This window comes from Chryseobacterium sp. Leaf394, from assembly GCF_001424105.1.
GTDB lineage: Bacteria > Bacteroidota > Bacteroidia > Flavobacteriales > Weeksellaceae > Chryseobacterium.
Window position 1 is genome coordinate 1,959,725 of sequence record NZ_LMQH01000011.1, and the last position, 19,631, is coordinate 1,979,355.

The 19,631-nt window shown below is 36.5% G+C and carries 20 protein-coding genes; 8 read left to right on the forward strand and 12 right to left on the reverse strand.

The window, feature by feature from the left end; all coding sequences use genetic code 11:
* Positions 1-112 precede the first annotated feature (112 nt).
* The 7 genes from ASG21_RS13650 to ASG21_RS13680 all read left to right on the forward strand — a co-directional run bounded on the left by ASG21_RS13650 (position 113) and on the right by ASG21_RS13680 (position 5,389).
* Positions 113-811 (forward strand): DUF6261 family protein, encoded by a 699-nt coding sequence (locus tag ASG21_RS13650; RefSeq protein ID WP_056081141.1) that lies wholly within the window; start codon positions 113-115, stop codon positions 809-811.
* A 672-nt stretch (positions 812-1,483) separates the two neighbouring features.
* Positions 1,484-1,804 (forward strand): GIY-YIG nuclease family protein, encoded by a 321-nt coding sequence (locus ASG21_RS13655; RefSeq protein ID WP_056081144.1) that lies wholly within the window; start codon positions 1,484-1,486, stop codon positions 1,802-1,804.
* 581 nt (positions 1,805-2,385) lie between these two features.
* Entirely contained in the window at positions 2,386-3,144 is a 759-nt protein-coding gene (locus ASG21_RS13660; RefSeq protein WP_056081148.1) for an NAD(P)-binding domain-containing protein, read from the forward strand.
* 118 nt (positions 3,145-3,262) lie between these two features.
* Complete coding sequence (locus tag ASG21_RS13665) at positions 3,263-3,604, forward strand: hypothetical protein (protein ID WP_056081151.1); 342 nt, start codon at positions 3,263-3,265, stop codon at positions 3,602-3,604.
* 67 nt (positions 3,605-3,671) lie between these two features.
* Positions 3,672-3,890, forward strand: coding sequence for a hypothetical protein (locus ASG21_RS13670; RefSeq protein ID WP_128414300.1), 219 nt, complete (start codon positions 3,672-3,674; stop codon positions 3,888-3,890).
* Between the two features lie 10 nt (positions 3,891-3,900).
* Positions 3,901-4,908, forward strand: coding sequence for a cytochrome-c peroxidase (locus ASG21_RS13675; protein ID WP_128414301.1), 1,008 nt, complete (start codon positions 3,901-3,903; stop codon positions 4,906-4,908).
* Positions 4,909-4,924: 16 nt separating this feature from the next.
* Positions 4,925-5,389: a hypothetical protein gene (locus ASG21_RS13680; RefSeq protein ID WP_128414302.1), complete on the forward strand. Its 465-nt coding sequence runs from the start codon at positions 4,925-4,927 to the stop codon at positions 5,387-5,389.
* A 31-nt stretch (positions 5,390-5,420) separates the two neighbouring features.
* Here ASG21_RS13680 and ASG21_RS13685 read toward each other — a convergent pair whose 3' ends face one another.
* From ASG21_RS13685 to ASG21_RS13715, 7 genes are all read right to left on the reverse strand, one after another.
* Positions 5,421-5,921 carry a hypothetical protein gene (locus ASG21_RS13685; RefSeq protein WP_056081161.1) on the reverse strand — a complete coding sequence of 167 codons (501 nt, stop codon included), beginning with the start codon at positions 5,919-5,921 and terminating at the stop codon, positions 5,421-5,423.
* A gap of 36 nt (positions 5,922-5,957) precedes the next feature.
* A complete protein-coding gene (locus ASG21_RS13690; RefSeq protein ID WP_056081163.1) occupies positions 5,958-6,632 on the reverse strand; it encodes an RDD family protein in 675 nt (224 codons plus the stop codon).
* A 165-nt stretch (positions 6,633-6,797) separates the two neighbouring features.
* Positions 6,798-7,871: a type I restriction endonuclease gene (locus ASG21_RS13695; RefSeq protein WP_056081166.1), complete on the reverse strand. Its 1,074-nt coding sequence runs from the start codon at positions 7,869-7,871 to the stop codon at positions 6,798-6,800.
* A 145-nt stretch (positions 7,872-8,016) separates the two neighbouring features.
* A complete protein-coding gene (locus ASG21_RS13700) occupies positions 8,017-8,535 on the reverse strand; it encodes a thioredoxin family protein (protein WP_056081168.1) in 519 nt (172 codons plus the stop codon).
* A 202-nt stretch (positions 8,536-8,737) separates the two neighbouring features.
* A complete protein-coding gene (locus ASG21_RS13705; RefSeq protein WP_056081171.1) occupies positions 8,738-9,595 on the reverse strand; it encodes a hypothetical protein in 858 nt (285 codons plus the stop codon).
* A gap of 11 nt (positions 9,596-9,606) precedes the next feature.
* On the reverse strand, positions 9,607-10,503 hold the full coding sequence (locus ASG21_RS13710) for a hypothetical protein (protein ID WP_056081173.1): 897 nt from the start codon (positions 10,501-10,503) through the stop codon (positions 9,607-9,609).
* Positions 10,490-11,395 carry a hypothetical protein gene (locus ASG21_RS13715; protein WP_056081176.1) on the reverse strand — a complete coding sequence of 302 codons (906 nt, stop codon included), beginning with the start codon at positions 11,393-11,395 and terminating at the stop codon, positions 10,490-10,492. The genes ASG21_RS13710 and ASG21_RS13715 overlap by 14 nt, the downstream gene beginning before the upstream one ends.
* Positions 11,396-11,900: 505 nt before the next feature.
* On the opposite strand from ASG21_RS13715, the gene ASG21_RS13720 reads away from it, so the two are divergent.
* A complete protein-coding gene (locus tag ASG21_RS13720) occupies positions 11,901-14,120 on the forward strand; it encodes an NADP-dependent isocitrate dehydrogenase (RefSeq protein WP_056081179.1) in 2,220 nt (739 codons plus the stop codon).
* A gap of 88 nt (positions 14,121-14,208) precedes the next feature.
* On the opposite strand, the gene ASG21_RS13725 is transcribed toward ASG21_RS13720, so the two are convergent.
* The 5 genes from ASG21_RS13725 to ASG21_RS13745 all read right to left on the reverse strand — a co-directional run bounded on the left by ASG21_RS13725 (position 14,209) and on the right by ASG21_RS13745 (position 19,629).
* On the reverse strand, positions 14,209-14,652 hold the full coding sequence (locus tag ASG21_RS13725; protein ID WP_056081182.1) for a nuclear transport factor 2 family protein: 444 nt from the start codon (positions 14,650-14,652) through the stop codon (positions 14,209-14,211).
* A gap of 208 nt (positions 14,653-14,860) precedes the next feature.
* Positions 14,861-15,286, reverse strand: coding sequence for a hypothetical protein (locus ASG21_RS13730; protein WP_056081186.1), 426 nt, complete (start codon positions 15,284-15,286; stop codon positions 14,861-14,863).
* Between the two features lie 299 nt (positions 15,287-15,585).
* On the reverse strand, positions 15,586-16,668 hold the full coding sequence (locus ASG21_RS13735; RefSeq protein WP_056081189.1) for a hypothetical protein: 1,083 nt from the start codon (positions 16,666-16,668) through the stop codon (positions 15,586-15,588).
* A gap of 178 nt (positions 16,669-16,846) precedes the next feature.
* The gene (locus ASG21_RS13740; RefSeq protein WP_056081191.1) at positions 16,847-18,616 is read right to left on the reverse strand and encodes a long-chain fatty acid--CoA ligase; all 1,770 of its coding nucleotides are present in this window, start codon (positions 18,614-18,616) and stop codon (positions 16,847-16,849) included.
* A complete protein-coding gene (locus ASG21_RS13745; RefSeq protein WP_056081194.1) occupies positions 18,613-19,629 on the reverse strand; it encodes an NAD-dependent epimerase/dehydratase family protein in 1,017 nt (338 codons plus the stop codon). The genes ASG21_RS13740 and ASG21_RS13745 overlap by 4 nt, the downstream gene beginning before the upstream one ends.
* Positions 19,630-19,631 lie beyond the last annotated feature (2 nt).

Sequence of the window (19,631 nt, forward strand, 5' to 3'; positions counted from 1 at the left end):
ATAATTAAACCTACCCATATCTGAAAAACCTCACAAACATCCACAAAATAAAATTCCTGCATCTGCATTTTGTTTTGATTAATTAATAAATTTTTAACAAACACATTAAACGATGAAAATTTCATTAGTGAGACTGAGCACTAAAGATCTTGCGACTTTAGCTCAAAGAATTATTTCAAACATTCAATCAGGAAAATATCCTGTGATTTCCAACCATCCTCTTACCGCAACTCTGCAGAATTCCTACACCGAATACGACGCAGTCTACACCAAGCAAATTTACAGCGGAAAAGGAAAAGACGTTGCCACGGCAGACTTTGAAAGGGATGTTGCCTACAACAGTCTCAAAGCTTTTCTGAACGGCTACCGAAAGCTACAGTCGGCACCCAATTATCAGTCGGCGGAGGATTTGTACAGTGTTTTCAAAACTTTCGGGCTGGATCTCGACCGTTTAAGCTATTCCTCACAAACCGCAAAGATGGAAAAGCCGATTGAAGCTTTGGAATGTCCGGAAAACCAACAGAAAATTGCGCTTCTTTCTCTGAACACGGCTTTCGCAGATATGAAAACAAAACACGAAGCTTTTGAAACCATCTTTGGCGAACAGGCAGAAGCCAATGCCGACCTCAGACAGATGACCAGCGCAAGCGCCATCCGCCGCGATCTGGAGAAATACCTCAAAACCTATCTGAATCTGCTGACCGCCATGAAAGACGTCACCGACTGGAAACTCCTCTACAGCGATACCAACGAGCTGGTAAAAGCAGCAAAAAATTCGGAAGTAAAAAGGAAGGAAGAAAAACAGGAATAAATAGAATGACTCAGCGGAAAGCTGAGTTTTGTGTTTGAATAAGCACAGCGAATAACCGCAACGTTTGTCATCCTGAAAGGATCTAAGCCCGAATCTTTCCGTGCAACATCTCTAATACTACGTTGAGATCCCTACGGGATGACAGACGAGGCGCATAGTTTTTTTTTCGTAAGAAGAATGCATAATCACAGCGTTTGTCATCCTGAAAGGATCTAAGTGAGAATCTCTGCAAGCAACATGTCTAATACTACGTTGAGATCCCTACGGGATGACAAACGAGCCGCATAGTTTTTTTGAGTAAGCAGATTGCATAGCCACAGCGTTTGTCATACTGAAAGTATTTAAATGCGAATCTTTGCAAGCAACATCTCTAATATTACGTTGAGATCCCTACGGGATGACAAACGAGGCGCAGAGTTTTTTTGCGTAAGAAGAATGCATAGCCACAGCGTTTGTCATCCTGAAAGGATCTAAGTGCGGATCTTTGCAAGCAACATCTCTAATACTACGTTGAGATCCCTACGGGATGACAAACGAGGCGCAAAGTTTTTTTTTAGTAAGCAGAACGCGTAGCCACAGCGTTTGTCATACTGAAAGGATTTGAATCCGAATAATAATCAAACGTGATATGGCATAAATTATATATATTGACTAAATTAAAAAAAACACATAATGATTGAATTTACTGAAGGAATATATACATTTTACGTTTATATCCTCACGAACAAAACCAGAACTGTTCTCTACACGGGTGTTACAAACAGTCTTCATAGAAGATTACACCAACATAAGACGAAAACAAATCCTAACTCATTTACCGCAAAATATAATGTGGAATTCTTGGTTTACTATGAAAAATTTGGGTGGATCCAACAAGCTATTGTGAGAGAAAAGGAAATAAAGAATTTTTCTCGATTTAAAAAATTAGAGCTGATAAGAACTCAAAATCCTAATATGGATTTTTTGAATGATTTGTTTCAACAGAAATTTTAATTATCAATTAAATATAACTAATTGGTATAAGCATAGAAAATAACCACAACGTTTGTCATCCTGAAAGGATCTAAACCAGAATTTTTCCATCTGACGTCTCAAATACTATGCTGAGATCCCTACGGGATGACAGACTGTGCGTTGCTATGTATGAATAAGCATAGAGAATAACCACAACGTTTGTCATCCTGAAAGGATCTAAACCTGAATTAGTCAATGTAACTCCTCTAAGACTACGGTGAGATCCCTGCGGGATGACAAACTGTGCGTTGATATGTTTGAATAAGCACAGCGAATATCCGCAACGTTTGTCATCCTGAAAGGATCTAGACGCGAATCACTCTATGCAACTTTTCTAATACGGTGAGATCCCTGCGGGATGACAAACTGTATGTTGTTATTTTTGAATAAACAGAGAGGATAACTACAACGTTTGTCATCCTGAAAGAATCTTAACATGAATTTTCTGAAAAATTCTTTAAGATCATCCTGAAAACACTATCAGTAGACAAGCTTTGTAGAAATAAATTAATATTTTTGAACTTCGTAAACAGTACACGAATTCAAATATTAATCAATCAATGAAAAAACTGGGAATCATCGGCTGCGGCTGGCTGGGAAACCATATCGCAGAACGGTTATCAAATCGATATCAAATTTTTGCAACAACGACGACGGAAGCGAAAGTCGAAGAATTTAAATCAAAAGGATACCAGGCGACACTGGTCAGCTTTCCGAATGAACTGGATACTGAAATGAAAGAATGGGAAGTTGCAAAAGAGCTTGATGCCATCATTATCAGCGTTCCGTTTTCTGGAATCAGAGGTGCGCAGATTCCGATGAATGACAAAAGGCAAAACCTGTTGAAATTTCTTGGAGATTTTAAAGGACAGCTTTTTTTGATGAGCTCCACGGGGGTGTATTCTCAGGAAGATAAAGAATTTACAGAAGACGATCAGCATGCAAAAGATGTGGAAAGCGAAAGTTTTATTTTAGAAAAATTCCCACAAACCAATATTCTGAGACTGGCCGGATTGATGGGCGGTGAAAGGCTTCTGAAAAATTATAATATTTCAGGTTTGGATCAGGTGGTGAATCATATTCATTATGCAGACATCGCTTCAGTGATTGAAAAAATGCTGGACAATCAATCTGAATCTAAGGTTTACAATGTTGTTGCCCCAATTCATCCGAATAAAGAAGAGGTGATTAATTCTCAGAAAGGTCTGTCTTATGATGGAGAAAGAACAACTGCGGGAAGAACTGTTTCTCCTTCAAAATTAATTGAGGAACTAAATTTTGAATTTCAACATCCTGATCCGAGGTATTTTCACTTGTAAATCATTGAAATTAGATAGATCACACATAAAAACCTGTCGACTGACAGGTTTTATTTTAATCAAACCTAAAGAATTTTATTATATTTGTCTCATAAAGTGATACCAAATAAATAAAATTATGATAGCGGAAATAGAAAGATATATAGAGATTCAAAATAATATTGATGAAATTCTGAAAAATTCGCCATTTAAAATGTCTTATATCATTGAGAAATCGGGAATTAAAAAGCCTACATTTTTCAAGAAATTAAAGGAAAAAAGATTCACCCCGGAAGAACTTCTGGTCATTTCAAAAACCATTGAACCTAAAGAATGGAGAAATGAAACAAAAGAAGAAATTCTGGAATCATTTATAAGAGCTGAAGAAGATTTTAAAAATGGAAGAACTTACACTTATGATCAGGTAAAAGAGCGTTCCAGAAAAAGATTAGAAGATTACAGAAATGGAAATTCAATTTAGTAAGGAGGCTTTTGATGATCTGGATAAAATTCAATACTACCTTTAAAAAAAATGGAATGATAAAGTGTTGGAAGATTTTAATTTTGAACTTGACCGATGTTTACAAATCATCACTGATGGAATTGCTGTATTTCAGAATTATGAAGATACTAAATATCAGAAAATACTGAGTACAAAACACAACACGCTCATCTATTACATTGAAAATAATATTGTAAAAGTGATTCGGATCCTCCAAAACTTCCAAAACCCCGAAGAAAATTACGATTCTGTGAAGGACTTATAAAACGCAAAACTTGGTTTCAAAACTAAAATATTCCGCTTTCGCTGCTTTTCTGATGCTGCTGTTTTCTTACAGTCTTCAGGATATTGGGCTGGTCTACCCTTCTTATTTTCCGAAACCTGTCTATGATTTTAATAAAAATCCACTGAAATCTTCAACTGTCCAGCTGGGAAGAAAACTGTTTTATGATCCTATTTTATCGAGGAATAATACGATTTCCTGTTCGTCCTGTCATAATTCCGGTCAGGCTTTTTCTCATGCAGGAAATCATTTAAGCAAAGGAATTGAGGATGGGATCGGTGACAGAAACTCACCTGCGATTTTTAATCTGGCGTGGCAGAAAAATTTTATGTGGGATGGCGTGATTCCGAATATTGATGCGCAGGCGCTGGCTCCAATTAACCATCCCATGGAAATGGGCGAAGATATCAATGTTGCTGTCAGAAGACTGAATAAATCTAAAGAATACAGAACGCTTTTCTACAGAAGTTTTGGCGACAGTTTAGCAACTTCCGAGCGTCTTATGATGGCACTTTCGCAGTTTCAGCTGACGATTGTTTCGGCCAATTCAAAGTATGATAAAGTAAAACAGAAAAAAGCTCAATTCACTGATTCTGAAGAGAAGGGTTATCTTGTGTATCAACAAAATTGCAGTTCGTGCCACAGCGAACCGCTTTTCTCTACCTATGATTTTGCCAATAACGGACTTCCCGTCGATTCCAAATTAGACGACCACGGAAAATGGAACAAATCCTTCGAGCCCGCAGATCAGTGGATGTTTAAAATACCAAGTCTCCGCAATCTTGGCTTCACTTATCCTTACATGCACGACGGCAGATTTAAAACTTTAAACGAAGTTTTGGATCATTATGAAAAAGGTATTGTGAAAAGTCCTACGCTGGCGAAACAGCTTGAAAAACCAATCATTTTTAATCATAAAGAAAGAGAAGATCTTCTGTCTTTTTTAGCCACGCTGAATGATTCTGTACTGGTTTCTGATGTCAGATTTCAGAAAAAATAATTTTGCATCGAAAAAAATGAGTATTTTATTCCAAATCTACACCGCTTCTCATCAAAAGAAAAATTTCATTTTATTATCTGAAAACAATCAGGAAATCGGTAAAATTATAGATGAAAGCAAATTTTACAGAATACAACATTCAATTGAATACCAATCTCAGATTTACGCTATTAAAAACGTAGGTTTCCTAAAAAATGATCTGGAATTAAGTTTTGCGTCAAGAATTATCTATTTCACAGATCTTGGTAAAGAAAGAATCATTAAATCTGGTGTGGATGTAAGAATATTTTATTTCAAATTAGGAAAAACGAATCAACTATTTGAAAAAGGTAAATTACTCATCGAAATTCACACCGATCAAGATCGTCATTCAGCAGCAGAATATTTAATTGAGGCAGATCAAAATGTGGATGAACTGCTAATTCTGCTATTTTTACACTATTCAACAAAAGAATTCAACAGTATCGGAGGATCAGATTAAATTATCTGATCGGCTTTTTCTAAACTAAATTTTACTTATTCACCAAAATATTCTCAACCGATTCCAGAATTTCTCTTTCAATATCCTCTTCGGAAAGATTCTCGAGCGTGTAGTACTGTTCTTTCAGAGCTGCGGTTCCTGTACCGTTCTGGAAAATGGTGTCCTGATGAATGACAATTCTTTTTAAATTTTTATCAGCCACAAACATGATGTGCGGAAACTTGTCATTTGCATAAAAATTGGAATCCACATTCCTTGAAATCTGCAGCTTGATATTCGTTTGAGAGTTAATTCCCAACCCGTTTTTAATCTCTTCATTAAAAGAAATCTTGCATCCAAAACCATTCTCACGAAGCATTCTTCTGAACTCCTGCATTTTCGGATCTATGAAGTTTTTACATAAAGTCCTGAAGCCTTCTATGAACAAATCGTCTTCACTTTTTTTCTTTTCAAGACTTTCTTTCAGCTTTTGATCTTCTGATTTTAAATTGGAGAATAAGGAATTAAGTTTATTGATATTTTCTTCTTTCATTTTATTTGAGGTTGAGGTTTAAAAATATAAATTATCTTAGTATTTACGCTCTCTTCTTAGCTCAGCGACTACAACCGTACTTGCCAGATTATCGTGAAGACATTGATTTTTTCGGTTGAAAAAGAACATCAAAAATCCAATAAAAAGTGTAAGGTTATTCAGGATATTGGCAAAATAACGTCCTGTCGACTGTCCAAAATTTACCTTCATACCGTCTGTGCTCAGAAGTTTGATGTTTACGACTTTCTGCCCCAATGTCTGCTGATCATTACTCGAGTGCAGGAGCGCATAGTAGAGCCATCCCGCAAATAAAGGGAGAAGGCACGAAGGAATTATGATAATTAAAACATCTAATATTCTTGCCCCAAGCCTTTCGCCAAAACTAGCATATCGGTAATGGATAATTTCGTTTTCGTAGTGTATTTTCAAGGTGTCATCATTCAGATATTCGATCCTCCCGTTTTGATAATTAGTGCTATAATTTTGAGGCTGATATGAAGGAGGCTGATGTATTTCCTTTGTAAGATTGATGGGTGGCGGCGTCATTGCAAACAGACTTTTAAGTTCATACAGTTTATCTGCTTCCGTCCAGTTGTTGAGGCCACTGTGCCAGATCAGGGTATATCTTCTGACATCCTGTAATCTGAGTTCTTCGAGCGTGTAGGGACCTTTTTTGTCTGTTCCGTCATGAATAAAGTATTTCTGTTCCATCGTTTGTTTGCAGTTTTATTATGAGTCGGTAAATATAATAATAAGAAATAAATTATTGGGAATGTCGGTGTGAGCTCACAGAAACATTGTAAAAAATCCGACTTCACATTTTTAATTTAGTAAAATCGGACTTTCTCTCATGTGCTGACTGTCTATTAAAATAGATTATTCATAATTCTTCATTGTCGCCAAAAGCTCATTTTTAAAATTATAAATATCTTCCAATGAAGCGATTAATTTTTTTTCGCCATTATCTTTGCCGTTGTGAAAAAGTTCAATGTATTTATTGGATGAATTAAAATGAAGACGACAGATTGGCTTGCGGTTATTATCATCCAGTAAAATTCCAAAATACGATAATGTATCTCTGAACGCGATTCTTGATGCAGGCAAAATCTCCCTCAGAATAGCTTTTACAATTTGTGATCCCTCTACTTCCTCCTCAGTGGTGATGATTTTTGAAGCGTCTTTAGGGTCGTCAATCGGAGTAATTTCTTCTTTAGCTTTTGAAGGTATGGTCTCATTTATATTCAAAGCATTTTTCAATCTGAAGTTGATCGATTCATTTATTGAGTTGGAAAAGGCCTTTCTTGTGTATTCTTTAAAAGAAACTAATCTGGAAGCCGTAACAGGTTTATCAAAAAATCTATTGACCAGCATTCTTACCATTTCATCGGAGGGTTCTTTCAGTTCTTTTTCAAACTCATTCCGGATGGCTTTGATGTATTTTAAAGATTCTGCAGAGTCTAAAATTCCTTCTAAATTATAACCATTCTTTGAGAATTTTTCCAGTATTTTTAAACTTGAATCTTTTAAATTAGCTAAATCTAAAGTGAAAAACGGTTTCTCGTCCATGATATTAGGCTTTTCCAGATCTGCATAAAAATTATATTGATGACCATTCGTTAATACACCAAATCTTGATTTTGATACGTGATAATAACGATGCAGTTGAGAATTATGTGCGTCTACCTTCTCTTTCCAGTGTTTGCATTCTATAATTAAAATGGGTTCATCATCTTTCTTTATGACATAGTCTATTTTTTCGCCTTTTTTGGTTCCGATATCACAGATAAATTCCGGAATTACTTCTGTCGGATTAAAAATATCATATCCGATAATCTGAATAAACGGCATCACAAAAGCATTTTTTGTTGCTTCCTCTGTATTGATCTGATCTTTTAAAGCATCAACTCTCTGATGAAGTTGTTCCAGTTTTAATTTTAAATCTGTTTCCATAATTGAAATTTTAGGGTTATTGTTTATGATTTTAAAACAAATATTGTCTGTTGACCAATGTTTTTTTTCAAATCTAAATAACCTTTCTCAATAAAAATTACGGCATCACGTAGTTTTAAATAAAATAAATATTAATTATAATTTTTTAGTTTTTTGCAGCAAAAGCAATTTTGATTTTCTCTAATTCGTCCTTTTTTAATTTGGTTGTTTTTGCCAGTTTTTTAATGAAACTTTCCACTTCTTCGGGCGCAGAGGGACAACCGATATTCTCCTTTTTTTCGTCAAATGAATTTTCTTCCATTTCCCCGTTTGCATTTATAATTACCCAAAACGGAATTCCCTGATCTTCACTGCCACCATATTTTTTCAAAACCTGATCGCCTCCTGCATTCTCAAGATTTTTCCTGTTTGGAGATTCCATTACAGTCAAATGCGTTGTGATAAAATTCTTTGTAAAATAAGGCTCTATCTCAGGTTTCTGAAGATTTTTATCCATCTTTTTGCACCATCCACACCACGAGGCATGAAAAATGAGAAGCACTTTTTTCTTTTCTTTTTTTGCTTGTGTCAAAGCTTTAGACATTACAACGTCTGCACTTTCCTGAGCACATACAAACGAAATACTGAAAAGACCAATTAAGAATGTAAGAAGAATTTTTTTCATATAACTTAGAATTAATTTTAAACAAATATAAGAAAAGTACTTTCTCACAAGGATAAATAACTGCAATCATTCACCTTATTATAGTAAATGCTTTTTTGAATGAAGAGTCTCAGATAAAAAAAGACATACCTATAGAATATGCTGATCTCAAAAATCAAAAACTCAGCATCGCCGCTGAGTTTTTGATTATTTGAGTAAAAGCTTAGTTAATTTTTCTGATTCTAATGAGTTTGGTAATATCATTAGATGCTTTAGACATGACTCCGGAACCTGTTCCGTAATTCGGAGTAGCGGTGCCGCCGGGCTTTGTCATTACTATCCGAATCAGATCATTTTGATTAAAACTGAGAATTGTCCGAGGAATAATGATGGTCTGCACTTCATTGGAGGCAGCATTGTCAAAAGGCATGGCTGTTCCCGCAATGGCAGTCCACACTGTACCATTATCTGTCGATTTCATTACCGTAAATGCAACCGCCGTGTAATTAGAATTGTTGGCAGTTACATTTCTTCTCGGGTTAAACGTGAAATTTGCGAGAATACGGTATTGTCCTGTGGTCAACACCTTGAAATCCTGAGCTGTAGAAAGTTCTACATCATCGGTATTATCCAGATAAATATCTGCAGCCGTCCACGTCACAGGGATATCTGATGTATCCGAACTGTTGACAGCCGTAAGCTGTGTTGTTGTGAAAGGTTGCTGGGTAAAAGATTCCAATACGTACTGACTTGAAAATGCTAAATTGGCAAGTTCTGTAGCAGAGGCAAACTTCTGCCAGATATTATTCTGTCTGAAATAAAGTGAATTCGCGAGCACTGCATTTGGAGTTGTGCCGGCTGCTGCAAGATTAAAAGCAATCAGTCCATTGGTGGGAGCAGAGATTGTCGCTGCATCATTTCTACCTGAAAGATTGAGTCTTGGCAATAAAATTCCTTTATTGGAGGAAAATACATCAAGTGCCGCTGAAGAATTTGGCGAAGTAGTTCCGATGCCTACCTGAGCCGATAGACTGCTCACACCCAAAAATGCTGAAATTAATATGATAATGTTTTTTTTCATTTTTTTTAGGATTAATTGATTTTCTGCAATCTCAACAGTCGTGAGTACTGAAGACCTGTACCCGACTCTATGTTTAAGCTATTGCCCGTCGTTCCGTGATTGGCCGACGAACCTTTAGCCACAACCGCTCTCACAAGATCATTCTGACTGAGAAGAATGGTAAATGGTGCTACAATCACAGACCTGTTTCTGTCTCCTGTTCCTACACCCCACATTGTACTCGATTTTGCAATCTGTACCCACGTGACACCGTTGTCCTTGGATCTCTGAACTATAAAATCCAGTGCGGCAACGCAGGTTCCTTCAGTTGCAGCTGTAGTACAGGTAGTCGGAACCCAGGGATTGTACCCTACATATCCGGCAATCTCAAAATAACCCGAAGAAAGAATCCTGAAATTATTATTGGCCAGCGAAACTCTGTTTCCCACATTTACATTCATCGCTCCGGTTGCAGTACTGCTGAAATTTACAACCTGAGGAGTTCCAGCATTAAAAGCCGTCTTGTCTAAAAGTTGATTTCCTGTATTTCCCGTAATAAACATTTGCGGAAAAATTCTGGAACGTATCGTTTCAGATGTAGCGAGATCCATCCATCGCACGCCATTCCAGAAATAATAGGTGTTTGCAGTAATCATAGGATCGGTAGCGGAAGCTGTTGTATTGAAAACCAAAAGTCCCGTTGCAGGATTGGCCACCGTCACAATATCTGTAGTATTTGATAAAGCAACTCGTGGCATCAACATTCCTTTTTTATCATTGGCTGCACGTGAACTGACATCAATATCCAGAAGCGCTGAAGCTGCAGGAGTATCGGTTCCAATTCCTACATTCTGGGAAAACCCTAAAGTACTTAATAGGATAAAAGCAGAAGATATTACTTTTTTAAAATTTATTTTACTGCAGATCATAATCTAATAAAACTATCGTTAAACTTTTGGAAACCGGAACTCTCGCTGCTGTCGTAATTGCGGGAAGCGGACTCCCGACAGTTGTTTCTCCGTGTAGTGATGAGGTATCTGTCCCATCAAAAGGGTTTTGTACCACCAGCCTCAATTGCTGCCCGGCCGTGAGATAAACAGGTGTAGAACTTAGAATTGCTGTTTTAAGACTGTTAGCTGCTCTTACGCCCCATGCCGTACGGTTTCCTATAATATCGGTCCATGTTGTACCGCTATCGGTTGACCTTTGAAGTTTTAAATTTAAAAAACAGCCTCTTTGAGGCGAGCCTATGGATGTTCTGTTGGGATTGTAATTTACAAAACCAGTCACCTCATACAAACCGGTAATGCTTATTACAAAATTATTATCTCCCGACTTTGATGCAATAGCTCCGGTATTGGTTACAATATCACCATCAGCAAAACTCACGGGAATGCCGCCGTTGGCAGAACTCGTAGCATTGATGCCTGCATAAGTGAAAGTCTGGGTTGAGGTACTGTTGAGGCTGAGAATTCGGTCGGCCAGATAACCAGTCAGCGAAGAAGTCACTGCAAGATCAGTCCAGATGGTACCGTTCCAGTAATAGTATCTGTTGGCAATGACGTTATTGGGGAAAGTTCCTCCATTCGCAGTGTTGTAAACAAATAAACCGACTGCTGGAGACGGAATTGTTGTAGTGTCTCTGTTTCCGGCCAAAGCAACTCTGGGCGGAAGAAAACCTTTTTTATTGCCGACAGCAAGATCGTTAGTACTAATTTCCAGAATGGCGGATGGTGCTACCTGACTGGTCTGTATTCCCACCTGCGAAAACATGGAAGCAGAAAAAACAGCAGATGAAAGAAGAATAGAAAATTTTTTCATAAAAATAAGTTCAAAAAAGCAAACAATATTTTAATAATCAAAAAGCAGGTATCAGTTTTTAATTAAAATTTAATTATCGTTAAAAAATTCGCGATGTGATTTTGCTTTAAAAAAGAAAAATTCTGATCAAGAATTATTCCAAAAGAAACAAAGTAGAATACCTTATTGATGTAGATTTAAAGATATATCAGAAGATATTTTATGATCCTTGAAATGATTTGAAAACAATTAACAAAAGGCGTTTAATAAGTTTCATGAATTATTAAAAATATTCAAATATGATTGATTTAAAGATAATTTAAGAGGTTCAGACTAAATCAAACACTTTAATGGCAGTTATTTAATTTAAGATTTTGAACAGCAGTCTGAATTGTGTATCTAAATCATCAATTATCTACAGTGATTATCGTTTTTAAGCCAAGAAAATTTAAAATCAGAAAAGCTTTAAGAATAAAAATACTTAAATTTGTCTGTCTTAAAAATCAAACAATAAACTAACATTATAATGTCAGAAAAATCAAAAATCTATTACACGCTTACAGACGAAGCTCCAATGTTGGCAACGCACTCGTTTTTACCGATTGTGAAAGCTTTTACAGAACCGGCAAACATTGAAATCGCTGTTCCGGATATTTCTTTGGCAGGAAGAATTTTAGCCAACTTCCCTGAGTTTTTGAAAGATGATCAAAAGATCGTTGATGCATTGGCTCAATTGGGAGAACTGGCTACTCAGCCTGATGCAAACATTATCAAATTACCAAACATCTCTGCTTCTGCTCCCCAACTGGATGCTGCAATCGCTGAGTTACAGGCTAAAGGTTTCGCAGTTCCAAACTATCCGGCAGAACCTAAAAATGATGAGGAAAAAGCAATCAAAGCTAAGTATGCAAAAGTTTTGGGAAGTGCTGTAAACCCTGTATTGAGAGAAGGAAATTCTGACAGACGTGCTCCGAAAGCCGTTAAAAACTACGCAAAAGCAAACCCTCACAGAATGGGTGACTGGGCATCAGACAGCAAAACTGACGTGGCTCACATGAACAGCGGAGATTTCTACGGAACTGAAACTTCGACTACGCTTGAGAATGCTACAAAATTTAAAATCGTTTTCAAAGGTAATGACGGTGCAGAATCTTTACTGAAGGATTTCGCTGGTCTTCAGGCTGGAGAAGTAATCGATTCTTCAGTAATGAATTTAAATTCTTTAAAATCTTTCGTACAGGAAGCAATTGAAGAAGCTAAAAACAGAAACGTACTTCTTTCTGCTCACCTGAAAGCGACGATGATGAAAATCTCTGATCCAATCGTATTCGGAGCGATCGTTGAGACTTTCTTCAAAGATGTATTCGCTAAATATGCTGAGACTTTTGATTCTTTAGATGTTAATCCAAACAACGGTTTAGCTGATCTTTTCGATAAAATCAAAGGAAACGCTCAGGAAGCTGAAATAAAAGCGGATATCGAAACTGCTTTGGCAAACGGACCAAGAGTGGCAATGGTTAATTCTGACAAAGGAATTACCAACTTCCACGTTCCTTCAGACATTATCGTTGATGCTTCTATGGCTGCCTTGGTAAGAGGTGGAGGAAAAATGTGGAACAAAGAAGGTAAAGAAGAAGATACAGTTTGTATCATTCCGGACCGTTCTTACGCAGGTTTCTATCAGTCTGTAATTGATGATATGAAAGCGCACGGAAAATTAGATCCTACTACAATGGGTTCTGTTCCAAACGTTGGTTTAATGGCTCAAAAAGCTGAAGAATATGGTTCTCACGACAAAACTTTCCAGGCTACAGCTGAAGGAACGGTTGAAGTTCAGGACGAAAACGGAAACGTTCTTCTTTCTCAGAAAGTTGAAACCGGAGATATCTTCAGAATGTGTCAGACTAAAGATGCTCCGATTCAGGACTGGGTAAAACTCGCGGTAAACAGAGCAAAACTTTCTGACACTCCTGCGATTTTCTGGTTGGATAAAGGAAGAGCTCACGACAGAGAAATGATCAAAAAAGTTGAAAAATATTTGGCTGATCACGATACGAACGGATTAGACATCAAAATTCTTGATGTAAAAGACGCAATGACCGAAACTTTAAAAAGAGCAAGAGAAGGAAAAGATACCATTTCTGTTTCAGGAAACGTATTGAGAGATTATCTTACTGACCTTTTCCCAATCTTAGAACTTGGAACTTCTGCAAAAATGCTTTCTATCGTTCCGTTGATGAACGGTGGTGGTTTGTTTGAAACTGGTGCGGGAGGTTCTGCACCGAAACACGTTGAGCAGTTCATCGAAGAAGGTTATTTAAGATGGGATTCTTTAGGTGAATTCCTGGCTTTACAGGCTTCTTTAGAGCATTTGGCACAGACTCAGGGCAATACAAAAGCTCAGGTATTGGCAGATGCACTCGATGAGGCAAATGCTAAATTCTTAGCAACCGACAAATCTCCTGCGAGAAAGGTTGGACAGATCGACAACAGAGGTTCTCACTTCTATCTGGCAATGTATTGGGCAGAAGCTTTGGCAAATCAAACTGCCGATGCTGAACTTGCTCAGCAGTTCGCTCCTGTTGCAGAAGCATTACAGGAAAGCGAAGATGTAATTAACTCTGAATTGATCGGTGCTCAAGGTAAGCCGCAAAATATTGAAGGTTACTTCAAAACTGACACTTACAAAACGTATGAGGCTATGAGACCAAGTACTGTTTTAAATGAAATCATTGACGGGATTTAATACGAATTTTTTCGGATTTCCGGAAGTATTATAAAACAGAAGAACACGCAGATTTATTTTGCGTGTTCTTTTTTATTTTAAAGATAAATTATTTTAATTCTTTACAGTTGTCTTTCCTCCTCGTATCAATTAAATACTGAATTTTCCATTCGTTACTTACTTTAATCAGTTGAAAACTGTTGGCGCCACAGTGAGAAAATTTCCCTTTAAAATAAAAAGAATACGGTGTAAAAACGCTTGCCAGATTACCGTCCGTATGAATACCTTCAACCGAAATTCTTTCATCCAGATCATCTTTTTTCATTTTGGAAATGGATGAAACAAAATCAGTGATATTTTCAGTTTTCACACCATCTTTTGCAATGGTTTGAAGAATGGCGGAATCAGAAAAAACCGTTTTCAACAATTCTGAATCTGCATTTTTCATGGCCAGAAATAAATTTCTAATCGGTTTTTCGATCTCTGAATTTGAAGTTTGCTGTGCGAATGATAGGCTTCCGAGAAATAATGTGAGTGCAAATATAATTTTCATTGTGATCTAATTTCTTAAGGTTTAAAATTAGATATTATTTTGATATAAAATAACCTAACTTATTATCCATACGGATAAGTAAGAATTATAGTTTGATAAAAATTAATTTAAAATTAAATTGCGCGATAAAACTATTCAGATTTACAGAACAAAAAATGACTGCACTTTCGCACAGTCATTCTTTATTTAAAATTTTTTATAAGCCTGATTACCGCTTATTTCCTTTAGCCTTATAGACTTTATGAACCTTTGCTTTTTTGTTCATATGTTTATAGCGCTTATCATTGTTTTTGTTACTGTTGTAGACAGCTACAGGATTTTTTCCTTTATAATATTTGGTTTTAAACTTTGTATATTTATCTCTTCCCATGATTCTCTCCAGCTCAGAATATCTGTCTGTAGACCATCTGTCGGGCTGATTTGAATACACTCTGTTCCAGCCATCGTAATCATTGTATCTGTTATTCAGAGCGTTAATTTCATTCGCTTGTGTTGCTGATAATAACAGATCTGAAACCACAGTCTGCCAGTTGACATCTGTTACACTTCTTCTGTAATCATTGTAATAATCTGACTGCGCATATCCCAAACTGAAAGTTCCAAGGAGTAATGCTGTGATGAATAATTTTTTCATTTTGTATAAACTTGTAATTACATAGTTTCAACATCAATGCCAAAAAAATTTAGTCAAATCACAATAAATAGTTAAATATCAACTTCATAGGGCATGTAAAGCTGTTAAACCATAATTTAAATTGAATCATATAGTTTGATACACCTTAAATGTTTTGATGAGAAAATTTATTAACCAGCCGTATAAGTTATCAACTTAGTCGAAAACTTATTTGTACTACAAAAAATGAAAGCGGACTAAAGTCCGCTCCAATATTATTCAGGATATTTCAATTCTTTAGTAAGAAATTTGTTTTAAGCCTACCACTTCATCACATCCTTCACCACCCCATTTTTCTGGGTGTGTTGCAGCAATTCTGTTTCAATAAAAGATTTGATCTGTTCTTCTGAACCATCGTTCGGGAAAAGCAAATGAACATTGGCACCAGCATCCAGCGTAAAAAACAAAGGCAAATTGGTTTCTCTTCTGAAATCCCAGATCTTATTGATGACTTCCAAGGTTCCGGTTTTCATTAGAATAAATGCAGGATCGCTCATCATCATCATTGCGTGAAGGGTTAAGGCTTCGTGCTCAACCAATTTGATAAACTCCTCCATGTTTCCGCTTTTCAGAACTTCCTTCATCGGAACAAAGTTTTCTCTCGCCTCCTGAAATCTTCTTTCTGCGTAAGGATTTGTGTTCATTAAGCCATGACCAACAGTAGAAGAAACGCTTTTTACACCTTCATGAATCAATAAAACCCAATCGTTAAAGTCTTTAAAAACAGGATGAATTTCGTCATCAGAATATTTCACTGCGAACAGATCCGAGCTTCCTTCCACCTCATCAGATTCGCCCCAGACCACCAAACCGTTATACAGACTTCTGCATGCACTTCCGCTCCCCAATCTTGCCAAAAATGAGGCTTTTTTTAGGATGAATGATGACTGATCATTGATCACTGATGATTCTGTATTTGTACTTGAAAACTGTTCATCTAAACTCATCAGACATTTTGCAATCGCTCCAAAACCTGAAGCTGAACTTGCAATTCCCGAACTGTGAGGAAATGTATTTTCGGTTCTGATAGTGTATTTTCCTTTTAAAATCCAAGGCAAATACTGCTCGATATTTTTGAAATATTTTTCAATCTTTTCGGCAAATTTCACTTCTTCATTTCCTGCTAAAAAAGTCTGGACAGAAAACGGTTCATTGGCCAGAAACTCCATCTCCGTGTTGGTTTTACAGTGATTTAAAGTAAAACTAATGCTCGGATTCGCAGGAATCTGATTGGCGTATTTCCCCCAATATTTAATTAAAGCAATATTTGACGGACAGCTTTCTGAAACTGTTTTATTCTGTATTGTAAATTCGTCTGTTCCTAAAAAATCGTTTGTTGTCATAGTTTAAAATAAAATTTTTAACCGTTTTAAAATCATTTGAAATTATGGTTTTGAAATAGATTACGCCCTTTGCAGGGCTGATATTTAATTGAGATTTTCAGATTGATTGGGCTTCACCCAATGCTGGTCGTCAACAAGCCTTCAAGACTCATCCTCAACCTTAACCTCAACCTTAATTTTAATACATTTTTTCAATCAAATCCGCGTATTTCTTCATCACCACATTTCTTTTTACTTTCAAAGTTGGCGTTATTTCTCCACTGCTGATTTCAAATTCTGACGGCATCAGCGTAAACTTTTTCACTTTTTCGTAATCTGAGATCTGATGCTGCAGTCCGTTTATTTTTTCTTTGTAAAAATCAATAATTTCTTTCTTTTTTACAATATCCTCCCAGCTGGTAAATGGAATGTTTTTCTTATTTAAATAATCCTTCAGAAACTCAAAATTCGGAACAATCAAAGCTGAAACAAACTGTCTTCCTTCGGCAATTAATGTTATCTGACTGATAAAATTATTGTTGGTGAGAAGATTTTCAATCATTTGCGGAGCGATGTATTTTCCGTTAGAAGTTTTCATCAAATCTTTGATTCGGTCTGTAATAAAAAGATTTCCGTTTTCATCAAATTTTCCTGCGTCGCCGGTTTTAAACCAACCATCGTGTGTGAAAACTTTTTCGGTTTCTTCAGGCCGGTTGTAATAACCTTTCATAATTCCGTTTCCTTTTGCCTGAATTTCATCATGATCGCCAATGCGAAGTTCTACGCCCGGTAAAGGCTTTCCGCAACTTCCGTGTTCAAAATTAGTCAGTGGGAAAGCCGTCAAAGTTGCCGTCGTTTCGGTCAAACCATAGCCAACGGTCACATGAATGTCGACCGATTCAAAAAACTGAGTGACTTCCGGCGACAGAGAAGCTCCGCCACAGGGAATAAACCAAAGTCTTCCGCCCAGTTTCTCTTTAATCTTACTGAAAACCAGTAAATCTGCAACGGTTTCCTTGGCTTTTAAACCGAAAGGAATTGATTTTTCTGTTCTTTTAAATTCTGCGGTTTCTTTTCCAGTTTCCAATGCCCATTTGAAGATTTTCTTTTTTAAAGATGAACCTTCTTCTGCCTTTTCCAAAACTCCTGCATATACTTTCTGCAAAAACCTCGGAACAACGCACATCATCGTTGGTTTTACCTCAACCAAAGCTTTGACAATATCTTTAGAATCTTCCAGAAAATAAACTCTTGCTCCGCCATACAGACACAGTAAACTCCAGCTTCTTTCGAAAACGTGGGTCAATGGCAAAAACGCCAGTGAAACTTCGTCTTCGAAATTTTTAAACTTAAAAAATTCAAAATGGGCATCACATATTTTGATGAAATTGGTGTGAGGAAGCATTACTCCTTTGGGATTTCCCGTTGTTCCTGATGTGTAAATTATGGTTGCGGTATCGTCTTCATTTTTTTCTGAAAACTGAAATTCAGCTGATGACTTCGCAATAAAATCTTCCAGATAAAAACTGCTGAATTCTTTCTTGATCCAGACCGCTTTCTTCGAAATGATGATTGATTTTAAATCAGTACTTTCCTTTTTTAAAATCTCAAGACATGAATCATATTGAGCCTGACTGCCAACCAAAACCGATTTTGCACCTGAATCTTTTAAAATAAATTCCGCCTGCTCAGTATTATTGGTTGAATAAATCGGAACGGTAATCGCTCCAATTGACAATATAGCCAAATCAAAAATCATCCATTCTGCAGAATTATCGGCATAAATAGCGACTTTATCATTTTCAGAAATTCCTGATTCTTTTAAAGCGTTGGCTGTTTTAAAAATAATTTCGCTGAATTTATTCCAGCTTAATTCTTTCCACTTGCCATCTTTTTTCTTAAAGCCAATTGCTGATTTTAAAGGATGCTTTTCTACATTTTTTCTGATGATTGCCTCTGCAAGATTCATTTATTTGTCAGCTTTTTGTCGTTGATATAATTATTTAAATGAAAATCAATACTTTCCGATACCGGAATAAACTGAAAATCAATCTCTTCTTTAATTTTTTGATTTGAAATCCTGGTAAACGTTGTAATCGACTCAATATTGGTTTTATTGACAATCTTCAGTGCAGGAATCAGCCAGCCGAAAAGAATGTTAAACACTCTTCCGATATTCAGTATTGACTTGGGTAAAATTTTAAGTTCCTTTAAATTTAATTTTGAGCGGATTTGTTTTCCTATTTCGGCGTATCGTTTATTTTCAGAAATTAAAATAAATCTTTGTCCAAAAACTTCTTTTTCCATTAATTGCAGGGCAATATTAGCAACATCTCTCACATCAACATAATTTGCGCCGCCGGAAAAAGTAAAATTGTTATTCTCAAAAGTCGGAAAAATATCGCCACTGCTTTTGCCCCAGTTTCCACTTCCGATAATCATTCCGGGATTGATGATGATGGTATTTAAACCTTCAGCAGAAGCTCTCCAGACTTCCATTTCAGAAAGATGTTTTGAGATGGCGTAGGCAGAATGTTCTATTTTAGGATTAAAATCTGACTCTTCATCCAGTTCACCTTTTTCATTAAAACTATCCAGAACGGCAATCGAACTTACATGAAGAAACTTTTGGACACCTGAGTTTTCACAAGCGTACAGCAGCTGTTTTGTGCCTTCTATATTGGTGCGGTACAGTTCTTTTTCATCCTGAGGTCTGAAACTTACTTTCGCCGCACAATGATAGACCTCATCCACGTTTTGCAGTGCAGATTCAAGAGAATGAATATCATTAAAATCAATGTCTACCCATTCTATTCTGTCGAAAAACGAATCGTGATTCTCTGTATAAAACTGAAAAGATTGCTTTACTTCATCAATATTGCTTTCAGGTCTTTTAGCTGCGCGCACGCTTTTTCCCTTTTTTAAAAGTTCCAAAACGATGACTCTGCCTAAAATTCCTGTTGCTCCTGTTACAAAAACCATGA

Excerpts from the sequence above, each read along its gene's own strand:
- ASG21_RS13650 (WP_056081141.1), top strand. The coding sequence starts at position 113 with ATGAAAATTTCATTAGTGAGACTGAGCACTAAAGATCTTGCGACTTTA.
- ASG21_RS13655 (WP_056081144.1), top strand. The coding sequence starts at position 1,484 with ATGATTGAATTTACTGAAGGAATATATACATTTTACGTTTATATCCTC.
- ASG21_RS13660 (WP_056081148.1), top strand. The coding sequence starts at position 2,386 with ATGAAAAAACTGGGAATCATCGGCTGCGGCTGGCTGGGAAACCATATC.
- ASG21_RS13665 (WP_056081151.1), top strand. The coding sequence starts at position 3,263 with ATGATAGCGGAAATAGAAAGATATATAGAGATTCAAAATAATATTGAT.
- ASG21_RS13680 (WP_128414302.1), top strand. The coding sequence starts at position 4,925 with ATGAGTATTTTATTCCAAATCTACACCGCTTCTCATCAAAAGAAAAAT.
- ASG21_RS13685 (WP_056081161.1), bottom strand. The coding sequence starts at position 5,921 with ATGAAAGAAGAAAATATCAATAAACTTAATTCCTTATTCTCCAATTTA.
- ASG21_RS13690 (WP_056081163.1), bottom strand. The coding sequence starts at position 6,632 with ATGGAACAGAAATACTTTATTCATGACGGAACAGACAAAAAAGGTCCC.
- ASG21_RS13695 (WP_056081166.1), bottom strand. The coding sequence starts at position 7,871 with ATGGAAACAGATTTAAAATTAAAACTGGAACAACTTCATCAGAGAGTT.
- ASG21_RS13700 (WP_056081168.1), bottom strand. The coding sequence starts at position 8,535 with ATGAAAAAAATTCTTCTTACATTCTTAATTGGTCTTTTCAGTATTTCG.
- ASG21_RS13705 (WP_056081171.1), bottom strand. The coding sequence starts at position 9,595 with ATGAAAAAAAACATTATCATATTAATTTCAGCATTTTTGGGTGTGAGC.
- ASG21_RS13710 (WP_056081173.1), bottom strand. The coding sequence starts at position 10,503 with ATGATCTGCAGTAAAATAAATTTTAAAAAAGTAATATCTTCTGCTTTT.
- ASG21_RS13715 (WP_056081176.1), bottom strand. The coding sequence starts at position 11,395 with ATGAAAAAATTTTCTATTCTTCTTTCATCTGCTGTTTTTTCTGCTTCC.
- ASG21_RS13720 (WP_056081179.1), top strand. The coding sequence starts at position 11,901 with ATGTCAGAAAAATCAAAAATCTATTACACGCTTACAGACGAAGCTCCA.
- ASG21_RS13725 (WP_056081182.1), bottom strand. The coding sequence starts at position 14,652 with ATGAAAATTATATTTGCACTCACATTATTTCTCGGAAGCCTATCATTC.
- ASG21_RS13730 (WP_056081186.1), bottom strand. The coding sequence starts at position 15,286 with ATGAAAAAATTATTCATCACAGCATTACTCCTTGGAACTTTCAGTTTG.
- ASG21_RS13735 (WP_056081189.1), bottom strand. The coding sequence starts at position 16,668 with ATGACAACAAACGATTTTTTAGGAACAGACGAATTTACAATACAGAAT.
- ASG21_RS13740 (WP_056081191.1), bottom strand. The coding sequence starts at position 18,616 with ATGAATCTTGCAGAGGCAATCATCAGAAAAAATGTAGAAAAGCATCCT.
- ASG21_RS13745 (WP_056081194.1), bottom strand. The coding sequence starts at position 19,629 with ATGGTTTTTGTAACAGGAGCAACAGGAATTTTAGGCAGAGTCATCGTT.